Source organism: Nitrosomonas limosa (genome assembly GCF_054188085.1).
On the sequence record NZ_CM135180.1, the window covers coordinates 373,484 to 394,360 of the forward strand.

Sequence of the window (20,877 nt, forward strand, 5' to 3'; positions counted from 1 at the left end):
AATTGAGGTTTTTTTCATGAAAATAGCCGTTGTTGGTCTTGGTTATGTTGGATTGCCTCTGGCAGTCGAGTTCGGCAAAAAATATTCTACGATCGGAATTGATCTTTCGGCAGGTAAAATTGCGGCCTATCGCAATTTCGTTGACCCGGCCGGCGAAGTCTCATCGGAGAATTTGCGTGCCGCAACGCAACTGAGCTATCACAACGATCCACAGGCATTAAGCGATGTGGATTTTATTATTGTGGCCGTTCCCACACCCGTGGATAAAGCAAATCAACCAGATTTCACAGCGCTGATCAAAAGCTCCGAGACCGTTGGAAAATACATCAAGCGCGGTGCGGTCGTGGTGTATGAATCTACCGTATATCCTGGCGCAACCGAAGAAGTATGCATCCCAGTGATCGAAAAACATTCTGGTCTGAAATGGAAATTAGATTTCTTTGTTGGTTACAGTCCAGAGCGCATTAATCCGGGGGATAAAGAACGGACAGTTACGAAAATCATTAAAGTTGTTTCCGGCGACACGCCGCAAACATTAAAGACTATTGCTGAAGTTTACGGCTCAATTATCACCGCAGGTGTGTATTCAGCCAGCAGCATCAAAGTGGCAGAAGCAGCCAAGGTCATCGAAAATACCCAACGCGACTTGAATATCGCCCTGATGAACGAACTGGCGATTATTTTCGATAAGATTGGAATCGATACGCTGGAAGTGTTGAAAGTGGCAGAAACCAAATGGAATTTTCTGTCCTTCCGGCCTGGCTTGGTTGGCGGACATTGCATCGGTGTTGACCCGTATTACCTGACTCATAAAGCGGATATGGTCGGGTACCACCCCCAAGTTATTCTGGCAGGGCGTCGCATTAATGACAGTATGACGGCCTACGTGGCGCAGCAAACTGTTAAGCAAATCATCCAGGCAGGTGGCGCAGTCAAAGGATCTAAGGTTATCGTGCTGGGACTTACTTTCAAAGAAAATTGTGCGGATTTACGCAACAGCAAGGTTGCTGATTTGGTGAGAGAATTGCGGGAATTTGGGTGCGAAGTCAGCGTGCACGATCCATTAGCTGATCCGGAAGAGGCGATTCACGAATATGGAATTACCCTCACCGAGTGGAGAGCGCTTCCGGAAAAGGCGGAAGCGATAGTGGCAGCCGTAGCCCACACGGCATATATCAATAAGCCGATCAATGAGTTTTTATTCAATTTAAAGAAGGGAGGAGTATTGATTGACGTCAAGTCTGCGTACCCTCAAGAAGCAATTGAAGCAGCTGGATACAAGTTATGGCGTTTATAACGATGATTGATCCGTATAGCCAACTTATCAATCGACTTGCTAGCGAGCCACACACATGGCTTGTTACCGGCGTAGCGGGGTTCATTGGCAGTAATCTGCTCGAAACTTTGCTCAAGCTCAACCAGCGCGTGGTCGGATTGGATAACTTTGCCACCGGTTACCAGCGCAATCTGGATGAGGTCGAATCATTGGTATCCGCCGAGCAGTGGGCGAACTTCAACTTTATTCCAGGTGATATCCGCAATCTCAATGATTGCCGCCGTGCGATGGCTTTCCGTCATTCTCGCGAAGGCGGGAATCCAGATCGTCAAGAAAGCGTTCCTGTCGAATACGTGCTCCATCAGGCCGCCTTGGGTTCAGTTCCGCGATCTATCGAAAATCCCATCGCCACCAATGAAACCAACATCAGCGGCTTTCTCAACATGCTGGTTGCCTCCCGCGATGCCAAAATAAAGCGCTTCGTCTATGCAGCAAGCAGCTCCACCTATGGCGACCATCCTGGCTTGCCCAAAGTGGAAGATGAGATCGGTAAGCCGCTATCGCCCTACGCCGTCACCAAATACGTCAACGAACTTTATGCCGATGTCTTCGCGCATACTTATAGTTTCAACGCCATAGGCCTGCGCTACTTCAACGTCTTTGGTCCGCGCCAGGATCCCAATGGGGCTTATGCAGCCGTCATTCCCAAATGGATTGCCAGCATGATCAAAGGCGAACCGGTATTTATCAACGGTGATGGCGAAACCAGCCGCGATTTCTGTTACATTGATAACACCGTGCAGGCCAATCTGTTCGCTGCCACCACGGAAAATCCGGAAGCCATCAACCAGATCTATAATGTGGCTGTGGGAGACCGCACCACGCTAAACCAGCTCTATGATCAGCTACATATCAATCTGCTGCCCAGCTACGCTCGCCTGCAAGGCGTGAAGCCCGTGTATCGTGATTTCCGCGCAGGGGACGTGCGCCACTCTCTGGCTGACATCAGCAAAGCCCTCTCGTTATTAGGATATCAGCCAACCCATCGCATCGGAGAGGGTTTGAAAGTGGCGATGCACTGGTATGTGCAACATCTAAAACAACAAGGAAAAGTATGAGTAAACCTATCTATGTAACCCAGCCCTATCTTCCACCATTAGAGGAATTCATTCCCTACCTGGAACAAATCTGGGAAAAAAAAATCCTTACCAACGGCGGCCCCTTTCACCAGCAGTTGGAGAAGGCGTTATGCGAATACTTGAGTGTGGAACATCTTTCCCTGTTTTCCAACGGCACCATTGCGTTGATCACCGCACTGCAAGCGCTGCGCATTACGGGCGAGGTTATCACAACACCGTATTCATTTGTCGCCACCGCACATTCCTTGCTTTGGAACGGCATCAAGCCGGTGTTCGTGGACATCGATCCGAACACGCTTAATATTGATCCGGCGAAGATTGAGGCGGTCATCACCCCGCAGACCACGGCCATTTTGCCGGTGCATTGCTACGGGCATCCTTGCGATGTCGAGGCTATTCAGAATATTGCCGATAACTACAATCTGAAAGTTATATACGATGCGGCACATGCCTTTGGCGTGCAGGATGAAGGTGGTAATATACTTCGACATGGCGACCTATCCGTTGTAAGTTTTCATGCAACTAAAGTGTTCAACACTTTCGAAGGTGGCGCAATCGTGTGCCCGGACGCCAAGACCAAGCAGCGCATACACCACCTGAAAAACTTTGGCTTCGTTGACGAAGTGACCGTGGTCGCTCCGGGTATCAACGGCAAGATGTGCGAGTTCAATACTGCCCTAGGTCTGCTGCAGCTCCAACATGTCGAACAGGCATTGACTCGACGCAAAGAGATCGATGTGACCTACCGCGAGCAACTGGCCGACGTGAAAGGCATCCACTGTCTGAGCGATGCGGGAGAAAAAGTGGTCAATCACGCCTATTTCCCAATCCTGGTTCAGCCGGGCTATCCGCTGAGCCGCGACGCTCTGTACCAGAAGCTGAAGGATCAAAATATCTACGCACGCCGCTACTTCTACCCTCTGATTACGGACTTTCCGATGTACCGCGGTATGCCCTCCGCGCAGCGTGGCAACCTGCCCGTGGCAGCAGATGCTGCGGGCATGGTGCTGTGTCTGCCAATCTACCCAGATCTGCCGCCGATGGAACAGCAGCGCGTAATCGATATTATCAAGGAGGCCTGAAATGGCAATGCTGAGCCGCAGTGCGATCGAAAAAATGGGATTTGTCACCGTGGGCGATAATGTCCAGATTTCTGACCGCGCTTCGTTCTACGGTGCACACCGGATTGCTTTGGGAGACAACGTGCGAATTGATGATTTTTGCGTCCTGTCTGCTGGTGTGGGGGGAATCAGTATCGGTCAGCATGTGCACATTGCCGTTTATTCGTCTTTGATTGGCGCAGGAAAAATAACCCTCAGCGATTTCTGCAATATTTCGTCACGTGTCTCCATCTATTCCAGCAGCGACGACTTTTCTGGAGCCACCATGACCAATCCTACCGTACCCAGTAAATACACCGGCGTGACTCATGCCGATTTATTCTTTGGTAAGCATGTCATCGTGGGCAGTGGCAGTGTCATCCTACCTGGCACTATTCTGGAAGAAGGTGTTGCTGTCGGCGCACTGAGCTTGGTAACCAAGCGTTGCGAAGCGTTTGGTATCTATTCTGGTAACCCGGCGCGGCGCATCAAGGAACGCTGTCGTGACTTGCTTGAACTTGAGAAGGAGTTCTTGGCTGACAAGATGAATTAAGCGAAATCCATGTTTGCCCACCATAACATTGTCGCCAATGCTTAAGCAAAAAGCTATTACAGCCACTCTATGGAGTGGTGCTGACATCTTCTTGCGGCAGGGTTTGCAATTCATCATAGCCATCGTCTTAGCTCGCCTGCTTACGCCGGAGGAGTTCGGCACGATTGCGTTGCTCTATCTTTTCGTTGGCTTAGCGAGCGCTTTTGTAGACAGCGGGTTCTCGGCAGCACTGATCCAGCGCCAGGATGTCACCCACACTGATGAATCCACTGTGTTCTGGTTCAATCTGGGCATGGGGACAGTGATGGCGACGGGACTCTGGTTGTTGGCGCCATGGATAGCGCATTTCTACAATCTGCCGGTCTTGATACCCCTGACCGGCTTACTTGCGTTTAACCTGCTTGTCAGTGCTTTGGGTTCGATCCACGGAACCTTGCTGACCAAGCGCCTCGATTTCAAAACACCGTTGAAGATTGGTGCTATTGCGACAACCATTTCAGGAGTGGGGGGTGTCGTCATGGCATGGCAAGGCTATGGTGTATGGGCGCTGGCGATGCAAACGCTGGTCTCCACCTTTTTGACAACAACCCTGCTTTGGATATTCAACAAATGGCGTCCAGGCCTTGAATTCAGCATGGGTTCTGCACGGAAGCTGTTCGGATTCGGTGGCTACCTGCTCATGTCCGGTCTTTTGGATATTGCTTATGAACGTATTTATACCTTACTGATAGGAAAATTTTACGGTGTTCGTGAACTTGGCTTTTATAACCGCGCGGACGGAACAAAACAACTCCCGGTCGGCGTACTTACCGGGATCCTATCACGCGTGGCGCTCCCCATTTTTTCTGTTGCCTCGGATGATAAGGAAAAGCTACGCCGGGGCGTGCGCCATGCCCTGCGCGGCATAATGCTGATCAACATCCCGATGATGTTAGGCATTATGGCAACAGCCGAGCCGTTAGTGGAGACCCTGTTTGGCACTCAGTGGTTGCCTTCTGTTCCCATCCTGCGAGTACTGTGCCTTGCCGGCATGCTCTGGCCTTTGCATGTCATCAATCTGAATGTCTTGATGGCGCAAGGTCACTCAAAACTTTTTTTTCGGTTGGAAGTAATCAAGAAAATCGTTGGAGCCGGTTTGCTGATTGTTGGCACCGCCTATGGGGTTATGGGCATCGCCTGGAGTCAGGTTGTATTTGGTGTGCTAGCTTTTGGTATTAATGCACATTACACTCGCATTTATCTCAATTACAATACTTGGCAGCAGATTGCGGACTTCTTGCCCGCGCTATCAGTAGCCACTTTTATGGCATTGCTGGTATATGGTTTAGGATACCTGCTATCTTGGGATGCGAGTCTGAAACTTCTGGTCCTGGTGTTGGCAGGCGTCGCAATTTTTATTTTGGTTTGTCACTTGTTCCGTTTGCAGGCATACCGCGATGCGCGGGCAATTCTCGGCGATCGATTTACCAAGTCGAGCGCAGTGAGGAAAAGTGTATGAATAGAAAAACACAATCTCAACTCAATTGGATTAGATCGAAATCAGCGACACATCGCAATTGCTTGAAAAGCCCGCAGTTAATATATTGATGTTCGCTCGACATGGAAATGCTTTGAAAAGAGTTAGAAATGAAAAATATTGATGAGAATAGACCGAAGGTTTCGGTTTGTATAATCACTTATAATCATGCTTCGTATATTACAGAGTGCATTGAATCAGTGCTCTCGCAACAATGCGACTTTTCCTTGGAAGTTATCGTTGGCGATGATGGATCAAATGACGAAACCACCAATATTGTTACTGAGTTTTCTGCAAGACATGGCAATATACGTGCATTAACTGGCGAACCAAATGTTGGAGTAAAGAAAAATCTCAAGAAAGTTCTGAGTCTTGCATGTGGACAATACATTGCGGTTTTAGAAGGAGACGATTATTGGCATGACGTCAAGAAACTTCAGAAACAAGTTGATTTTATGCAAGCTAATCAGAATGCTATTCTCTGTTTCACCTCAGCGAGGGTAGAGATAGAATTATTAGGCATCGTAAAGACATCGGTAATGCCAAGTTTATCTAATAGGAAGCAAGCTGAAATTCGAAAAAATTTATGGGAAGGCTGGTTTGGTATACACACTTGCACTATGATTTTTACAAATGAATTTATTAAGCAACATCTAAATTCAAATTTTTTCCGAGAAGACTTGATTAGTGGTGATTGGCCATTAGCAATGCATGCATCAATTATCGGCGAAATTGGATATTTGGTGGATTGTACTGCAACATATAGGATTACACCTAATTCGATAATGAACTCTGGAATTGCGACAAGGGTATGTCTGATACAGCAGCAATCGGAATGGTGGAATATATTTAAGTCAAATTCAGATAACCAATTGATAAAAAAAACATCAGCATCGGAGCTAATAATGCAGAAGATGAATGAGATTGGCTATAGACCCTGCACTCGCAGCAGGAACACAGTTTTTATTGATAGAGTTGGCTACTTCCGACTTTCAAGCTTCCGTTACTTTTTGTTTAGACTGCGTCGCTATTTTTCATTAATTCGATTTTGGGTTAAAGGCAATAGAAAGTGAAATGTAAAATGATAATAAAGACTTTTAGATTTATTGAAAGAAAGATTCTGCTTATTTATTCCTTCTTGATTTTTAAAAAGAGAGTAAATTGTCATGGTTTTTTTAAAGTTTTGAGACCAGAAAATATTAAGATAGGTTACGATTGCCATATCAATTATGGCGTTTTCATTCTTGGCCATAACCGGGTGCAAATTGGAAATAGAGTTGTACTTTCTGTTCGTGCAATGATAATTGACTCAGGCTTGGATTTGGACTCAATCCAAAGGGAACATATTTATGACCATGTAATAATTCAAGATGATGCATGGATAGGTGCCGGCGCAATCATCCTCCCTGGGGTTACAGTTGGAAAAGGGGCGATTATCGGCGCCGGTAGTGTAGTAACTAAAAGTGTCCCGTCTTATTGTCTTGTGGCTGGAAACCCTGCACGAGTCATTAGAGAATTAAAGCCAACTGCCAGTAAGTGCCCATGAATTGAATCTTTTATGTCAGGTGCGAAGTAAACTTAGGCCCCGTAGGTTGTGACTCTAAGGAAGCGGTGAAAATAATCAGCATTCTTTTCTTAGTACTATAAAAGTATACGAAATCTCCACACCCAGTACAGAGGGAATCAAACTGCTGTGTAATATATCAATTTTTTGCTCAATCTAATCTTGAAGTTAAATGAAAATAAAGAAAATCATTGGTAAAGTCTTGTTTAAGCTGCCACCATGGAATATTTTTGATCGCGCTATCGCGTTAGCGTATTTCTGGGTTGCGCATCACCGTCTGCCGTCAAGAAAGAGCGGGCTTTTTAATGATTATCTATATTTCCTAAAAACCTCCATTGAAATAGAGTATCCGCTGCGTCAGTTTGTTTCTGATAAAGACCTGGTTAAGATTTTCTATCGGGGTATTTTTCAGGAAGACGTTGCGCCTCGCACCTTAATGAAGTTTACCGATTTTGACTCGTTTATGAAAGCCGATCTGCCGGATATCTGTATTTTGAAGCCTACACACTTATCTGGGGGCATCTTTATCAACTCCGGAAAGTCGTCTCTTAGCCAAGACCAACTCGAGCTGGTGCGTGTCTGGTTTAGCACGAACAGTTATGACGACATCGGTCGGGAGCGCAACTACAGATTGCTAAAGCCTTCAGTTATCTGTGAGGAGGTCATTGCAAGTCAAGCTGATGTTCGTGACTACAAGATCTTTTGCTTTCATGGCGAACCTAATCTGATTCAAGTTGATATCGATAGACATTCGAACCATAAGAGAAGGCTCTACACACAAGATTGGTATCCACTGCCATTCTGCTACAACAAACCACTTGCTGAAATCGAACCTCGACCAGAAGGGCTTGATCATGCGCTTGAGCTTGCGAAGTGTGTTGCCAGCTACTTCGATTTCATTAGGGTAGACACGTACCTCATCGATGGACGTGTTTATTTGGGAGAACTAACAAATATTCCTGAGAATGCCCATGGCCGATTTGATAACAATGAGTCCGAATGCATGTTCATGGACATATTAAAGTCGGGGGCATTCTCTAATAATTATAATAGATAAAATATCGGCAAAGGCGATAGAATGAAAGACACACTTCTATACGAGTTTTTTGACAGCAGGTGGTCAATAAATTTATTCAAACCCAACACTGACGATATGCGCGCGGCCCCAAGTCGAATACTGATGGAGGCACTGTGGCAAGCCGACGCCACGGTGCAGGCGTTTGACCCGGTGGCCATGAAGGAAACTGCGCGTATTTTCGGCCAGCAAGCCTGTCTGAGTTTGTGTGCCGATAAATATGCCGTGCTGAAGGACGCCGACGCGCTGGTCATCTGTACCGAATGGCAGCAGTTCCGTACCCTAGATTTTGACGAAATAGAAGCCCGGATGCTCAGCAAAGTTATCGTGGACGGACGCAACCTGTATGAGCCGAAAAAGCTGCAGACCGATGGATGGACGTATATCTCTATCGGACGAGCGACAACATGATGACTGGTGTTCTTTATATTTCCTACGATGGTATGTTGGAGCCGCTAGGCCAGTCCCAGGTTCTCGGTTATCTCAAGCGGCTGGCTGCTGGTCGGCGCATTCACCTCATCAGCTTCGAGAAGTCGGAAGATTGGGCCAATGAGGTCGAGCGCCAGCAAATTGCACAAGACATTGCTGATACGGGTATTGTCTGGCACCCGCTACGTTACCACAAACTGCCCACGGCTTTGGCTACCGCATGGGATATTGCCTGTGGCATAACGGTTGGTTTTTTTCTGGTGCTGCGGTACAGATTAGGCATTGTTCATGCGCGTAGCTATGTATCATCGATTATGGCGTTGGTCATTAAACGCATGACGGGTGCGAAGTACCTGTTCGATATGCGCGGTTTCTGGGCCGATGAGCGGGTGGATGGCGGGTTGTGGCCATCCGGCGGGCGGCTTTATCGAATGGCCAAATGGTTCGAGAGGCACTTTCTGCTAAATGCGGATTGTGTGGTGTCATTGACCCAGTCAGCGGTAGATGAGATGCGTACGTTTTCCTATTTGCAGGGGCGTATGCCGCGCTTTGAATTGATTACCACCTGCGCCGATCTGGAGCTCTTCAGGCCTGCCTCAGATGATGCTGTCAAAATAAAAAATTCATTTACCCTAGGTTATGTCGGCTCAGTCGGGGTCTGGTATATGTTTGATGAAGCCCTGCGTTGTTTTCAATTACTGCGTGAACGGATGCCTGATGCTCGGCTGCATATTCTCAACAAGGGGGGGCACGAGTATATCCGGGAGCGTATGATGATGCTGAATATTGATCCGACTGCTGTCTTGATTGAGTCGGCAAACCACGCGGGAGTAGCTCGCGCCATGCAACGGATGGACGCAAGTATCTTTTTTTACAAGCCGACTTATTCAAAAAAGGCGACTGCACCTACTAAGCTGGGAGAATTTCTCGGTTGTGGCGTGCCTTGCCTGGGTAATACCGGCGTCGGGGATATGGCTACGATTCTGGAAAAAGAGCGGGTGGGTGTGGCCCTGAGTCGTTTTGATGAACCCTCCATGTGCGAGGCGATCGATCGTCTGCTGCAACTGACGCAGACGCATGGCATCGAGGCGCGGTGCCGGGAGGTTGCCCTGCGCTATTTTTCTCTGGATGAAGGGGTGCGGGCCTACGACCAGATATACCGCAAACTTGACGCAGTGGACGCATGAGTCAGCAACGGCCCAGTGTAATATTTCTGACCAAGTACGCCCGCAACGGCGCTAGTAGTCGCTACCGCACTTTTCAATACCTGCCCTGGCTGGAGCAGGTTGGGTTTGATTGCCAAGTGACGCCACTGTTTGATGAAGCCTATCTCGAACATCGTTACAAATCCGGGCGGGGCAATATTCGCGATATCTTGCGGGCTTTTCTGCAGCGGCTGATTGTTCTGGTAACTGTGCGCCGCTTTGACTTAGTGGTTTTTGAATACGAGTTGTTGCCCTATTTTCCTGCTTTGTTTGAGCGGTGGCTGGGCTGGATGGCGGTGCCTTATGTGGTCGATTACGATGACGCACTATTTCATCAGTATGATAAGCATAAAAGTTGGTGGGTGCGTCGCCTGCTGGGCAGGAAGATTGCTCGCGTAATGCGCGGTGCCCGCCTGGTGACAGTAGGCAATGCCTATCTTGCTGACTACGCACGTCGCGCCGGGGCGGTACGTATCGAGATTATTCCGACAGTGATTGATTTGGAAAAGTATTCTCCAGCTTTTGTTACACATCGCTCATCTACGCCTTTTACCATTGGCTGGATCGGTTCCCCTTCAACGGCCAAGTACCTACAGGCGATTGCTCCTGCTTTAGCTGAGGTATGCGCGAGCGGTAAGGGTGTTGTGCGGCTCATCGGCTCAGGCCAAATCTATCTGCCAGGTGTGCCTGTAGAGGTGCTTCCGTGGGAAGAGACTACCGAGATTAATGAATTGAAACAGTTCGATGTGGGCATCATGCCCCTGCCTGATGAACCCTGGGAACGCGGCAAGTGCGGCTTCAAGTTGATTCAGTACATGGCGTGCGGTTTACCGGTTGTGGCGTCGCCTGTTGGGGTAAATATTAAAATTGTCGAACAGGATGTAAACGGATATTTGGCCGAAACGCTGGCTGAATGGGTTCTGTCATTGAATGCGTTGTTGCTGGATACAGATCAGTGCCAGCGCATGGGCCAGGCGGGACGGAAAAAAGTGGAGCAGGAATATTCGTTGCAGATGACGGGGCCAAGACTGGTTGGTTTGATCAGATCTGTTGTTGAATCAGCAAAGGAGTAATCATGGCAGTAATTCAAAGTTTGCAAGTATTTTGGAATCTTTTGCGCTTGCTGTCGTTGCACACCACAGTATCATCAGTACGAATGCGTTTGTTGGTTTAGTGTCTGCGCAAATCGAATCTGTTATGGAGGTGGATATCTTTAATCGGCAAAGTTTATGTGCGGCGTTGTAGGTTTTATAGCACCGGGTCGTGGGCTTGAACGCACAGTTCGCCAAATGGCAGAAAAGCTGCACCACCGCGGACCGGATGATAGCGGGGTGTGGGTGGACGAAGTTGTGGGCATTGCACTCGGACATTGTCGCCTATCGATCCTCGATCTGTCACTGGCTGGATGCCAACCAATGGCATCGACCTGTGGACGGTATGTGATCGTTTTCAACGGTGAGGTTTATAACCACCTGGAACTGCGTCGGGAGTTAGAAAAAATCGTCCCTGATCCCTCTTTTCCAGGGCGGGACATGGTATGGCGCGGGCATTCGGACACCGAAACTTTGCTAGCGTGTTTTGAGGCCTGGGGAGTGGTAAAAACCCTTGAAAATGCTGTGGGCATGTTTGCGATTGCGCTGTGGGATCGTGAAGAAAGGGTACTGACGCTGGCGCGCGACCGTATGGGCGAGAAACCGTTATATTACGGTTGGCAGGGCAACACCTTTCTGTTCGGTTCCGAGCTGAAGGCGCTGAAAGCGCATCCAGATTTTTTGGCTGAAATTGACCGGGATGTGATCTGTTTGTATCTGCGCCATTGCACTATCCCCGCGCCGTACTCGATTTACAAAGGCATTAAGAAGCTATTACCCGGTACTTACCTTCAGTTACCACTGGGTCGTGATGCCGATGATTTGCGTGCGGTGCATCCAAAATATTATTGGAGTTTGGCCGAGGTGGCTGCGCAAGGACAAGCAGCCCCCTTCGTGGGGAGTGATACGGATGCCATTGCGGCATTGGATTGCCAATTAAAACAGTCCGTCGGTTTGCAGATGATGGCGGATGTGCCGCTGGGGGCATTTTTATCGGGTGGAGTGGATTCTTCTACCGTAGTCGCCTTGATGCAGGCGCAGTCTATTCGTCGTGTCAAGACATTTTCGATCGGGTTTGATGAACAGGGTTATAACGAAGCAGGTTATGCCAAGGCAGTCGCTCAGCATGTGGGGACGGAGCACACTGAGCTTTATATGTCGTCTGCAGAGGCAATGTTGGAGATTCCCATGCTGGGTAAGATATACGATGAACCATTCGCAGATTCGTCGCAAATTCCAACTTTATTAGTGTCGCAAATGGCACGGCAACACGTGACGGTATCCTTGTCGGGTGATGGAGGGGATGAGTTATTTTGCGGTTATAATCGCTATGCGCTGGCAGATACTTGGAAGCGGATTGAGAAAGTGCCATTTGGGATAAGGAGATTGGCCGGTCATTTAGTTAAATCAGTTTCGCCGGGCACTTGGAATGAGCTTCTTAGGCTAGCAGATAATTTCGTTAAATTGCCGGTCAATATGGGAGAAAAGCTGAGCAAGCTGGCTGCACAGTTAGAGAATGTGGATGGTGTTAATGAGCTTTACTATAGCCTGGTTTCTGAAATTGATCACCCAAAACACTTAGTGATTGGCGCTAAGGAGCCAGCATCGTGGTTGACGGAAGTGGGCATGAATTCTTCTTTTTCCGATCCAAAGCTTCACATGATGTTTATGGATACTATGACTTATTTGCCAGATGATATTCTGGTCAAGGTTGACCGAGCTGCGATGGCGAACAGCCTGGAGACTCGCGTTCCTTTGCTGGACCATCGTGTGGTTGAGATGGCTTGGTCATTACCCATGGGTATGAAAATGCGCGGTGGTAAAAGCAAATGGATATTACGCCAGGTGTTATACCAATACGTGCCTGAAAAGTTGATTGAACGTCCTAAAGCAGGCTTCGCCATTCCTTTGGGTGATTGGCTGCGTGGGCCGCTTAGAGCATGGGTAGAAGAGCTTCTGGACGTGACTCGCTTGCAGCAAGAAGGCTTCTTTAACGCGGAGTGCATTCGCGCAAAATGGCAAGCGCATCTGGAAGGGAAGCGCAATAATTCGACTTTCCTCTGGAATATCCTGATGTTCCAAGTTTGGCTGGAAGAGAATAAATGAGGGGATGATGTTTGTTGGTTGATGTTGTTGATCCCGGTTTTTGTCTTGTTTTATCCGTTGCAGATGACTGAACTTTGATTCCTTATTGGCTAATATTTTTATTTCCGGCATGGTTGGCTATCACACGGTTACGGTCGGCGCAGAGCCAATCTAACCACTGGACTGGCTCATGGCATGCGGTTTTTTGGCTGTTGGTGCTGATGATCGGCTTGCGTCACGAAGTGGGTGGCGATTGGCATACTTATATTGATCATATTGATATGGTTACAAATATCTCTTTGCAAGAAGCGCTCAGCCAAGGAGATCCGGCTTACAGTCTGATGAACTGGTTGGCCGCCGAGACCGGATTGGGGGTTTACTTTACTAATTCCGTGTGCGCACTGCTGTTTACTTTGGGCTTGATCGTTTTCTGCCGCGCGCAGCCGCGCCCCTGGCTGGCACTGGTGGTGGCTGTGCCTTATCTGTTGACGGTCGTGGCCATGGGTTACACGCGGCAAAGTGCCGCAATTGGTCTGGCTATGCTGGGATTGGTAGCGCTGTCTGATCGCAAGACGCTACGCTTTGTGCTGCTTGTGGTGCTGGCAGCGACGTTTCACAAATCCGCCGTAATCTTGATGCCGCTGGCTATTATGGCTGGCACCAAACGCAAGATCTGGACGGCTTTCTGGGTGGGTTTGTCCACCTTGTTGTTTTATGAGTTGCTGCTGCAGGAATCGGTGGAGACGCTGACTGTCAACTACATCGAGGCTCAATACGATTCTTCAGGTGCGGCTATCCGTGTGGCCATGAATGCGGTTCCGGCGATTCTGTTCCTGTTTTATCGCAGGCGTTTTGTTATAACCCAGGCTGAGCGCACGTTCTGGATCTGGATGTCACTGGGGGCGCTGGGTTTTGTGATACTCCTGGTGGTGTCGCCATCCTCTACGGCAGTGGACCGCGTGGCTTTGTACTGGATTCCATTGCAATTATTTGTGCTGTCTCGTTTGCCCAATGCGATAGGCGATCCAAATGGTTTGAATAGCCTGTTGGTAACCGGGGTGGTGGCCTATAGCGCGGCAGTGCTGTTCGTCTGGCTGTTTTTTGCAACCCATGCCTATGCATGGCTGCCATACAATAATTTGGCTTGGTCATGAGTCGAAAAATTGTTATTGCGCTCAACACCGCGTGGAATTTGGTCAATTTCCGTGCCGGATTGATTCGCGCTTTGGTTGCTGAGGGCTATATGGTGGTGGCAGTTGCTCCGCATGATGAGTATGCATCACGTTTGGCGGAATTGGGTTGCCGGTTTATTGCATTGCCGATGGACAATAAGGGCACGCATCCGGGGCGCGATTTGTTATTGTTCTTTCGTTTCTTGAATTTGTTGCGGCGCGAGCGCCCTGATGTATTCTTGGGCTATACCATCAAGCCTAATGTCTATGGGTCGCTCGCTGCCCATGTGTTGGGTATTCCGGTAGTGAATAATATTGCCGGATTGGGTACGGCCTTTATTCGTAATAACTGGCTGACCCGTTTGGTGCAACTGCTTTACAAGACGGCCTTTTCGCGTTCGCACCATGTGTTTTTCCAGAATAACGAAGATTTGCAGATGTTTGTGGAGCGGGGTTTAGTCCCGGCAGATAAGGTGAGCCGATTGCCAGGTTCTGGGATTGATTTGGGTGTTTTTCATTTTGTACCGATGTTGTCCCTAGAAAATCGGTCTTTTTGCTTTTTGCTGGTTGCACGCATTTTGTGGGACAAGGGCGTGGGCGAATATGTTGAAGCGGCGCGAATGGTTCGCCGAAAATATCCGGCAACAACGTTTCAGCTATTAGGCTTCCTGGATGTTAAAAATCAGACAGCGGTTTCCATTGCGCAGATGGACGATTGGGTTAATGAGGGTGTGGTCGAGTATCTTGGCGCGGCGGATGATGTGAAGCCTTATCTGGCCGCCGCTGATTGCGTGGTGTTGCCTTCCTATCGCGAGGGTGTGCCACGTTCTCTGCTGGAGGCTGCGGCCGTAGGCAGGCCGATCGTCACAACAGATGCTATTGGGTGTCGCGATGCGGTGGTTGATGGAGTAAATGGATTGCTCTGCTGTGTGGGCGACGCAAGTGATTTGGCTGAGAAAATGCAAAGTATTGTCGAAATGTCTCCGAACGAGCGGGCGTTAATGGGGAATGCGGGCCGGAAAAAAATGGAACTTGAGTTTGACGAGAAAATTGTGATTGATCGTTATCTGCGTGTTATTGGTGATATCGTTTCAAATCGTGTTTAACAGGCCGTCGAAAAACTATCTGCGTTGCCGCTACGGTGTTAAAAACAAGCTCAAAATGCTCTTTTATTACGCATAAACTGCGCTTTTTCGCCTGTTTTTGCCTTGTATCGGTTGCCTCGAAAACGTTTTTCAACGGCCTGTTAAATTTAGAGATTTGAAGTTAACCTATCATTTCGAGCATAGCGAGAAATCTATATTGCAGATTAACAAAGATTCCTCGCTGCGTTCGGAATGACAAGCGGACCTGTAAGCCCAACTAGTTGATGATATCAATAGCATATAATTATGGAGGTATTAATCAGCGACATGTGTAATCGTTTTTTATGTTCTTGATTGAAAAGACTGTCGCACTTTTTATGATGCCTTTAGGTATGGGATTGTTATTGGGTGCGTTGGCTTTAGTAGCTAGCATGATGCAATGGCGTAGGCTGGGTTGGGTGCTCGGGTGTTTAGCCGTGGCATGGCTTTATTTATGGTCGACTCCCTGGTTGAGTATATATGCGCGCGCGTCCATTGAATCCGCTCACCCGGCTCGATTGGCTGTTGATGTGGAGGCTACGCCTGTGGCGGTTGTGCTGGGCGGCGGCGTTGCTTCGCCAGTACCCCCTGCGCGATTTATGCCCGATCTAGGCCGTGCAGCAGATCGCGTCTGGTTTGCGGCACAGCTTTTTCATGCTGGTAAGATTGAACAGATTGTGCTCAGTGGTGCTGTTGATTCTCGTCCCGGTGGACTTTCCGAAGCGGAGTCGATGCGTATATTTATCCTGGATTTGGGTGTACCTGACGCTGCAATTTACTTGGAAAGTACCAGTATCAATACTCGTCAGAATGCTGAGCATGTGGCGCATTTGCTCAATGAGTGGGGAGTAGACAGACTGCTTCTTGTGACTTCGGCATTGCACATGCCCAGAGCAAAGCGACAATTCGAAGCGCAAGGGCTGGTAGTGTTTCCCGCCGCGACAGATCATGAGGCCGTAGACACTGCATGGGATATACGTAAGTTGCTGCCGGATTCCGATTCGCTTGACGGCAGTGGGAGAGCTATCAAGGAATGGCTTGGTTTGTGGCTGAGCAAATGATAGAAATAAGCTTCATACAGTACCGGAGATTCCACCATCACTTGTTATGCAAATGATGGATGAGGAGATTGAGCAACTAATCCTGTTTTAAAACCCTATTATTTACGACAGAGTTCTTTTATCTGAATAATTCTTATCAATCCATTGCTTGTAACTGCCATCCAAAATACCGCGCCACCAGTCTTTGTTATCGAAATACCACTGAATTGTTTTGCTGATCCCCGTTTCAAAGGTTTCTGCAGGTTTGTAACCCAGCTCACTCATAATCTTTGTGGCATCAATGGCATATCTGCGATCATGTCCAAGGCGGTCGGTGACATGGGTGATTAATTGGGTATGCGGTGCGCCTTGGGGATGGTGTTTGTCCATTTGCTTGCAAATTAGGGTAACAATGTCGATATTTGTCCATTCATTGTTGCCACCGATATTATAGACCTCACCCACTTTACCGCTCACTAGGATGCGTTCTATACCTCGGCAATGATCCTCAACGTAGAGCCAATCCCGGATCTGTTTACCATCACCATAAATCGGTAAAGGTTTACCCTCGAGGCAGTTGACGATAATCAAGGGGATCAGTTTTTCTGGGAAATGGTATGGGCCGTAGTTATTGGAGCAGTTGCTGATAGTGGTGCTGAGACCGTAAGTATGATGGTAGCTGCGCACTATGTGATCCGATGCTGCCTTGCTGGCGGCGTACGGCGAATTAGGCAAATATTGATGCTGCTCCGTAAATGCAGGGGCGTCAGGTGTGAGTGTGCCATATACTTCGTCAGTGGATACATGGTGAAAGCGATGAGGTGTTTCGCCTGCATCAAGCCATATTTTTTTTGAAGCCTTGAGCAGTGAATGCGTGCCTTCGATATTGGTTTTAAGAAAGGCATCTGGACCATGAATTGATCTATCCACATGGCTTTCCGCAGCAAAGTGCACTATGGTGTCAATGGAGCCATTGTGAAGTAGTTTTTCTACCAGTGCTGTGTTAAGTATGTCACCGTGAACAAAACTATAAAGCTTATTTTCTTGGATACTCGATAGATTCTGTATATTTCCCGCATAGGTGAGTCCATCCAATACGGTAACCTGGTTGTCAGGGTGTTCCCGTAGCCAATAATGGACAAAGTTAGAACCAATAAATCCAGCACCGCCGGTCACCAATAAATTCTTAGGTTGATAACTCATTTTATATTCTATTTAATGCAACATAGTTCGTTGTAGCTTGGCAAATTTTCTGCTGGTAGTTGCGAAAGGCTGCGTGCAGATCGATCTTTTGCTGAAAGAGAGACATCGTTGATAGGCCACTCGATGCTAATATCAGAATCGTTCCAGATAATACATTGCTCTGACTCTGCATGATAATAATTAGTACATTTATAGATAAAGTCCGCTACTTCTGAAAGGACAACAAATCCATGTGCGTAGCCTGGTGGTACATACATCATACGCAACTCTTTATCGTCCAATACAGTACCAACCCATTGCCCAAAAGTTGGTGAACCTTTTCGCACATCAACAGCTACATCAAAAACTTTTCCATACGATACACGCACTAGCTTGCCTTGTGGTTGGACTAGCTGATAGTGAAGGCCACGCAATATGCCTTTTGATGATCGGGAATGATTATCTTGGACAAAGATTTGATTGATTCCTGCTTCGCGTAGAGTCGTTTCTCGAAATGTTTCTACAAAGAAGCCGCGCTGATCGCTAAATACTTTTGGTTCTAAAATCACGACGCCAGGAAGTTTGGTTTCAATGACATTCATCTTGCAGGATTTCCATTAGATATTGTCCGTAACCACTTTTCTCTAGTGGAGCGGCAAGCTTCAGCAATTGTTCGGCGTTTATGTATCCTTTACGATAGGCAATCTCTTCCGGGCAGGCCACTTTTAATCCTTGTCGTTCTTCAATAACTTGCATATAGTTTGCTGCAGATAAAAGTGAGGCATGAGTGCCGGTATCCAGCCATGCAAAACCACGACCCATCAGTTCAACATTTAAATCACCACGTGCCAAATAAACTTTATTCACATCGGTAATTTCAAGCTCACCACGCGCTGAGGGTTTTATAGTTTTTGCGATATCAATGACATCATTGTCATAAAAATAAAGTCCAGTAACGGCGTAATTACTTTTAGGTTTCTCGGGTTTTTCTTCTAAATCAGTGGCTATGCCATTAGAGTCAAACGATACCACACCATAACGTTCCGGATCTTTTACACGATAGCCAAATACAGTAGCGCCTTTTTTATTGTTTACAGCATTTGCCAATAAGTCACTCATGCCGTGACCATAAAAAATATTGTCCCCTAATATAAGACATACATTATCATTGCCAACAAAATTCTCCCCAAGAATAAATGCTTGCGCTAGCCCATCAGGGCTTGGTTGTACTGTATAAGTAATGTCTATTCCCCAGTCTCTTCCGTTACCAAGTAATCGTTCAAATTGTGCTAAATCTTGTGGCGTTGTTATGATGAGAATCTCACGAATTCCTGCGAGCATTAGTACTGAGAGGGGGTAATAAATCATTGGTTTGTCATAAACGGCCATTAACTGCTTGCTTACCGAGTGAGTAAGTGGGTGTAGTCTTGCACCTGAGCCGCCTGATAAAATAATTCCTTTATAATTTGTATTCATTTTTATTTTTTCGATTCATTTTCTCTTAAAGTCAACTGTTTGTATCCAATGACAAAATAGTTGGCGATTATAACAGTTTATTTGCTCACTATATCTCCCTAGTTCATGCTTGTAACACGCAGCGTAACCGACTAAACCTCGTTGCTAGGTTAGTGACTGAATTTTCTAAGTTAGAATTTCCCGCATGGAAGCAAAATACACCCTAGACGTTCCAAGCATCTGAATCTGTTCAAGATCAATCAACCGTTACCCGCAGTGGTTTCCATACTGCATCGAATCAGCGGCACTTTGCTGTTTTTCTCCGATATACCCTTGGTATTGTGCGGCATGCAGCTATTGTTGCAGTCACCGGAAAGTTACGAAATATTAATTGGTTACTGGCAGACACCGGCGATCAAGGGGCTACTGCTGTTATCGCTGTGGTTCTTTTTGCACCATTTATGCGCCGATATTCGATTTTTATACTGGACAAGTAAGACGTTCTCATCCATTTTTTCAACGGATGGGACTGGAATGGCTGCCCAGACTGATTCAGCAACCCCGGCGGTTATGGCGGCAATGTTTATATCAGCACCAATTTTTGTTTGGCATGTATTTTCTCAGTGGTTGAGTGTGAAGCGGCAGTAGCAAATTTTAAGCGAGCAAGTTTTTGCGGCAAACTATTGGATTGCCAATTTACAGTTGATTAATTCAATTATTTTTGGGATTGGGTAATGACAAAAATTTATGTGGCTGGGCATAGCGGCATGGTGGGATCGGCAATTGTCCGGCTCTTGCAAAAAAGAAAGCAGAAAGACGAATCAATTGAATTAATAACCCGCACACATGCAGAACTCGACTTAACCGAACAAGCTTCTGTCAGGGATTTTTTTTCGGAAGCAAAACCAGATGTGGTTATACTGGCTGCAGCGAAGGTGGGTGGAATATATGCCAATAATACATATCCGGCAGATTTTATTTACCAAAACATGATGATGGAATGCAATGTTGTGCATCAAGCATGGATGGCTGGTGTGAAGCGTTTGTTGTTTCTGGGAAGTTCATGCATTTACCCCAAATTTGCACCGCAACCGATGCGAGAAGATACTTTGCTAACAGGAACGCTGGAATCGACCAACGAACCTTATGCGATTGCGAAGATTGCGGGTATCAAGTTGTGTGAGAGATAACCGGCAATACGGAGCAACGCATGGCGTGGATTATCGTAGTGTAATGCCGACTAATCTGTATGGGCCCGGAGATAATTTTCATCCGGAAAACAGTCACGTGGTACCAGCTTTGATACGGCGTTTCCATGAGGCTGTAATTTCAGATGCGCCTGAAGTTGCCATTTGGGGCAGTGGTAAACCTTATCGCGAATTTCTGCACGTCGATGACATGGCGGAAGCATCACTCTTTGTACTTGATTTATCAAAACAAACATACGAAGCCAATACACAGCCGATGCTGTCTCACATTAACGTGGGAACAGGCCAGGAAGTTTCCATTGCCCAACTTGCAGAATCAATTGCCCAGGTAACCGGCTTTACTGGAAAGATTGTATTTGATTCAACTAAGCCGGATGGCACGCCGAGGAAATTAATGGACGTTTCACGGCTAAAACAGATGGGGTGGTCTGCAAAAATTAGTCTAAAAGATGGTCTGCAAGATACTTACCGTTGGTATCAGCAAGCTACTTTAGTGCGATCTGCGTGAACGCAGTAATTACAATGTAATTTCTTCACAAATTCCATCCATTAACAGGCCGTTGAAAAACTATCTGAATTGCCGCTACGGTGTTAAAAGCAAGCTTAAAATGCTCATTTATACCGCATAAACTGCGCTTTTTCGCCTGTTTTTGCCTTGTATCG

21 protein-coding genes are annotated in these 20,877 nt (G+C 47.3%); 18 read left to right on the forward strand and 3 right to left on the reverse strand.

Annotated features, from left to right (window positions below):
- Positions 1-16 precede the first annotated feature (16 nt).
- From ACV7NC_RS01620 to ACV7NC_RS01690, 15 genes are all read left to right on the forward strand, one after another.
- Positions 17-1,297, forward strand: a complete 1,281-nt coding sequence (locus tag ACV7NC_RS01620; protein ID WP_458153696.1) for a nucleotide sugar dehydrogenase — start codon at positions 17-19, stop codon at positions 1,295-1,297.
- Positions 1,285-2,394, forward strand: coding sequence for an NAD-dependent epimerase/dehydratase family protein (locus ACV7NC_RS01625; RefSeq protein WP_458153698.1), 1,110 nt, complete (start codon positions 1,285-1,287; stop codon positions 2,392-2,394). The genes ACV7NC_RS01620 and ACV7NC_RS01625 overlap by 13 nt, the downstream gene beginning before the upstream one ends.
- Positions 2,391-3,497, forward strand: a complete 1,107-nt coding sequence (locus ACV7NC_RS01630) for a DegT/DnrJ/EryC1/StrS family aminotransferase (RefSeq protein WP_458153699.1) — start codon at positions 2,391-2,393, stop codon at positions 3,495-3,497. The genes ACV7NC_RS01625 and ACV7NC_RS01630 overlap by 4 nt, the downstream gene beginning before the upstream one ends.
- A gap of 1 nt (position 3,498) precedes the next feature.
- Positions 3,499-4,068, forward strand: a complete 570-nt coding sequence (locus ACV7NC_RS01635) for an acyltransferase (RefSeq protein ID WP_458153700.1) — start codon at positions 3,499-3,501, stop codon at positions 4,066-4,068.
- Between the two features lie 37 nt (positions 4,069-4,105).
- Positions 4,106-5,566 (forward strand): MOP flippase family protein, encoded by a 1,461-nt coding sequence (locus tag ACV7NC_RS01640; RefSeq protein WP_458153701.1) that lies wholly within the window; start codon positions 4,106-4,108, stop codon positions 5,564-5,566.
- A 128-nt stretch (positions 5,567-5,694) separates the two neighbouring features.
- A complete protein-coding gene (locus ACV7NC_RS01645; protein ID WP_458153702.1) occupies positions 5,695-6,657 on the forward strand; it encodes a glycosyltransferase family 2 protein in 963 nt (320 codons plus the stop codon).
- A gap of 8 nt (positions 6,658-6,665) precedes the next feature.
- Entirely contained in the window at positions 6,666-7,130 is a 465-nt protein-coding gene (locus ACV7NC_RS01650) for an acyltransferase (protein ID WP_458153703.1), read from the forward strand.
- Between the two features lie 190 nt (positions 7,131-7,320).
- Entirely contained in the window at positions 7,321-8,205 is an 885-nt protein-coding gene (locus tag ACV7NC_RS01655) for an ATP-grasp fold amidoligase family protein (protein WP_458153704.1), read from the forward strand.
- A gap of 21 nt (positions 8,206-8,226) precedes the next feature.
- Complete coding sequence (locus ACV7NC_RS01660) at positions 8,227-8,634, forward strand: UDP binding domain-containing protein (protein WP_458153705.1); 408 nt, start codon at positions 8,227-8,229, stop codon at positions 8,632-8,634.
- Positions 8,631-9,839, forward strand: a complete 1,209-nt coding sequence (locus ACV7NC_RS01665) for a glycosyltransferase (protein ID WP_458153706.1) — start codon at positions 8,631-8,633, stop codon at positions 9,837-9,839. The genes ACV7NC_RS01660 and ACV7NC_RS01665 overlap by 4 nt, the downstream gene beginning before the upstream one ends.
- The gene (locus ACV7NC_RS01670) at positions 9,836-10,930 is read left to right on the forward strand and encodes a glycosyltransferase family 4 protein (protein ID WP_458153707.1); all 1,095 of its coding nucleotides are present in this window, start codon (positions 9,836-9,838) and stop codon (positions 10,928-10,930) included. Before ACV7NC_RS01665 ends, ACV7NC_RS01670 begins: the two co-directional genes overlap by 4 nt.
- A 156-nt stretch (positions 10,931-11,086) precedes the next feature.
- Positions 11,087-13,054, forward strand: coding sequence for an asparagine synthase (glutamine-hydrolyzing) (gene asnB / locus ACV7NC_RS01675; protein ID WP_458153708.1), 1,968 nt, complete (start codon positions 11,087-11,089; stop codon positions 13,052-13,054).
- A gap of 113 nt (positions 13,055-13,167) precedes the next feature.
- Positions 13,168-14,187, forward strand: a complete 1,020-nt coding sequence (locus tag ACV7NC_RS01680) for an EpsG family protein (RefSeq protein WP_458153709.1) — start codon at positions 13,168-13,170, stop codon at positions 14,185-14,187.
- Positions 14,184-15,311 carry a glycosyltransferase family 4 protein gene (locus tag ACV7NC_RS01685; RefSeq protein WP_458153710.1) on the forward strand — a complete coding sequence of 376 codons (1,128 nt, stop codon included), beginning with the start codon at positions 14,184-14,186 and terminating at the stop codon, positions 15,309-15,311. Before ACV7NC_RS01680 ends, ACV7NC_RS01685 begins: the two co-directional genes overlap by 4 nt.
- 323 nt (positions 15,312-15,634) lie before the next feature.
- The gene (locus tag ACV7NC_RS01690; RefSeq protein WP_458153711.1) at positions 15,635-16,390 is read left to right on the forward strand and encodes a YdcF family protein; all 756 of its coding nucleotides are present in this window, start codon (positions 15,635-15,637) and stop codon (positions 16,388-16,390) included.
- A 102-nt stretch (positions 16,391-16,492) separates the two neighbouring features.
- Here the strand turns inward: ACV7NC_RS01690 and rfbB are convergent, their stop codons facing one another.
- The 3 genes from rfbB to rfbA are packed head-to-tail and all read right to left on the reverse strand — an operon-like array spanning position 16,493 to position 19,027.
- Positions 16,493-17,572 (reverse strand): dTDP-glucose 4,6-dehydratase, encoded by a 1,080-nt coding sequence (rfbB, locus tag ACV7NC_RS01695; protein ID WP_458153712.1) that lies wholly within the window; start codon positions 17,570-17,572, stop codon positions 16,493-16,495.
- Positions 17,573-17,580: 8 nt separating this feature from the next.
- Entirely contained in the window at positions 17,581-18,153 is a 573-nt protein-coding gene (gene rfbC, locus ACV7NC_RS01700; protein ID WP_458153713.1) for a dTDP-4-dehydrorhamnose 3,5-epimerase, read from the reverse strand.
- Positions 18,140-19,027, reverse strand: coding sequence for a glucose-1-phosphate thymidylyltransferase RfbA (gene rfbA / locus ACV7NC_RS01705; protein WP_458153714.1), 888 nt, complete (start codon positions 19,025-19,027; stop codon positions 18,140-18,142). The genes rfbC and rfbA overlap by 14 nt, the downstream gene beginning before the upstream one ends.
- A 195-nt stretch (positions 19,028-19,222) precedes the next feature.
- Between rfbA and sdhC the strand changes: the two genes are divergently transcribed.
- From sdhC to ACV7NC_RS01720, 3 genes are all read left to right on the forward strand, one after another.
- Positions 19,223-19,654: a succinate dehydrogenase, cytochrome b556 subunit gene (gene sdhC, locus ACV7NC_RS01710; protein ID WP_458154812.1), complete on the forward strand. Its 432-nt coding sequence runs from the start codon at positions 19,223-19,225 to the stop codon at positions 19,652-19,654.
- Between the two features lie 86 nt (positions 19,655-19,740).
- Positions 19,741-20,196, forward strand: coding sequence for an NAD-dependent epimerase/dehydratase family protein (locus tag ACV7NC_RS01715; RefSeq protein ID WP_458153715.1), 456 nt, complete (start codon positions 19,741-19,743; stop codon positions 20,194-20,196).
- A gap of 43 nt (positions 20,197-20,239) precedes the next feature.
- Positions 20,240-20,722 (forward strand): NAD-dependent epimerase/dehydratase family protein, encoded by a 483-nt coding sequence (locus ACV7NC_RS01720; RefSeq protein ID WP_458153716.1) that lies wholly within the window; start codon positions 20,240-20,242, stop codon positions 20,720-20,722.
- Positions 20,723-20,877 lie beyond the last annotated feature (155 nt).

What these genes read in the sequence shown, in the direction of transcription:
- ACV7NC_RS01620 (WP_458153696.1), top strand. Translation starts at nt 17, where the DNA reads ATGAAAATAGCCGTTGTTGGTCTTGGTTATGTTGGATTGCCTCTGGCA.
- ACV7NC_RS01625 (WP_458153698.1), top strand. Translation starts at nt 1,285, where the DNA reads ATGGCGTTTATAACGATGATTGATCCGTATAGCCAACTTATCAATCGA.
- ACV7NC_RS01630 (WP_458153699.1), top strand. Translation starts at nt 2,391, where the DNA reads ATGAGTAAACCTATCTATGTAACCCAGCCCTATCTTCCACCATTAGAG.
- ACV7NC_RS01635 (WP_458153700.1), top strand. Translation starts at nt 3,499, where the DNA reads ATGGCAATGCTGAGCCGCAGTGCGATCGAAAAAATGGGATTTGTCACC.
- ACV7NC_RS01640 (WP_458153701.1), top strand. Translation starts at nt 4,106, where the DNA reads ATGCTTAAGCAAAAAGCTATTACAGCCACTCTATGGAGTGGTGCTGAC.
- ACV7NC_RS01645 (WP_458153702.1), top strand. Translation starts at nt 5,695, where the DNA reads ATGAAAAATATTGATGAGAATAGACCGAAGGTTTCGGTTTGTATAATC.
- ACV7NC_RS01650 (WP_458153703.1), top strand. Translation starts at nt 6,666, where the DNA reads ATGATAATAAAGACTTTTAGATTTATTGAAAGAAAGATTCTGCTTATT.
- ACV7NC_RS01655 (WP_458153704.1), top strand. Translation starts at nt 7,321, where the DNA reads ATGAAAATAAAGAAAATCATTGGTAAAGTCTTGTTTAAGCTGCCACCA.
- ACV7NC_RS01660 (WP_458153705.1), top strand. Translation starts at nt 8,227, where the DNA reads ATGAAAGACACACTTCTATACGAGTTTTTTGACAGCAGGTGGTCAATA.
- ACV7NC_RS01665 (WP_458153706.1), top strand. Translation starts at nt 8,631, where the DNA reads ATGATGACTGGTGTTCTTTATATTTCCTACGATGGTATGTTGGAGCCG.
- ACV7NC_RS01670 (WP_458153707.1), top strand. Translation starts at nt 9,836, where the DNA reads ATGAGTCAGCAACGGCCCAGTGTAATATTTCTGACCAAGTACGCCCGC.
- asnB (WP_458153708.1), top strand. Translation starts at nt 11,087, where the DNA reads ATGTGCGGCGTTGTAGGTTTTATAGCACCGGGTCGTGGGCTTGAACGC.
- ACV7NC_RS01685 (WP_458153710.1), top strand. Translation starts at nt 14,184, where the DNA reads ATGAGTCGAAAAATTGTTATTGCGCTCAACACCGCGTGGAATTTGGTC.
- ACV7NC_RS01690 (WP_458153711.1), top strand. Translation starts at nt 15,635, where the DNA reads ATGTTCTTGATTGAAAAGACTGTCGCACTTTTTATGATGCCTTTAGGT.
- rfbB (WP_458153712.1), bottom strand. Translation starts at nt 17,572, where the DNA reads ATGAGTTATCAACCTAAGAATTTATTGGTGACCGGCGGTGCTGGATTT.
- rfbC (WP_458153713.1), bottom strand. Translation starts at nt 18,153, where the DNA reads ATGAATGTCATTGAAACCAAACTTCCTGGCGTCGTGATTTTAGAACCA.
- rfbA (WP_458153714.1), bottom strand. Translation starts at nt 19,027, where the DNA reads ATGAATACAAATTATAAAGGAATTATTTTATCAGGCGGCTCAGGTGCA.
- ACV7NC_RS01715 (WP_458153715.1), top strand. Translation starts at nt 19,741, where the DNA reads ATGACAAAAATTTATGTGGCTGGGCATAGCGGCATGGTGGGATCGGCA.
- ACV7NC_RS01720 (WP_458153716.1), top strand. Translation starts at nt 20,240, where the DNA reads ATGCCGACTAATCTGTATGGGCCCGGAGATAATTTTCATCCGGAAAAC.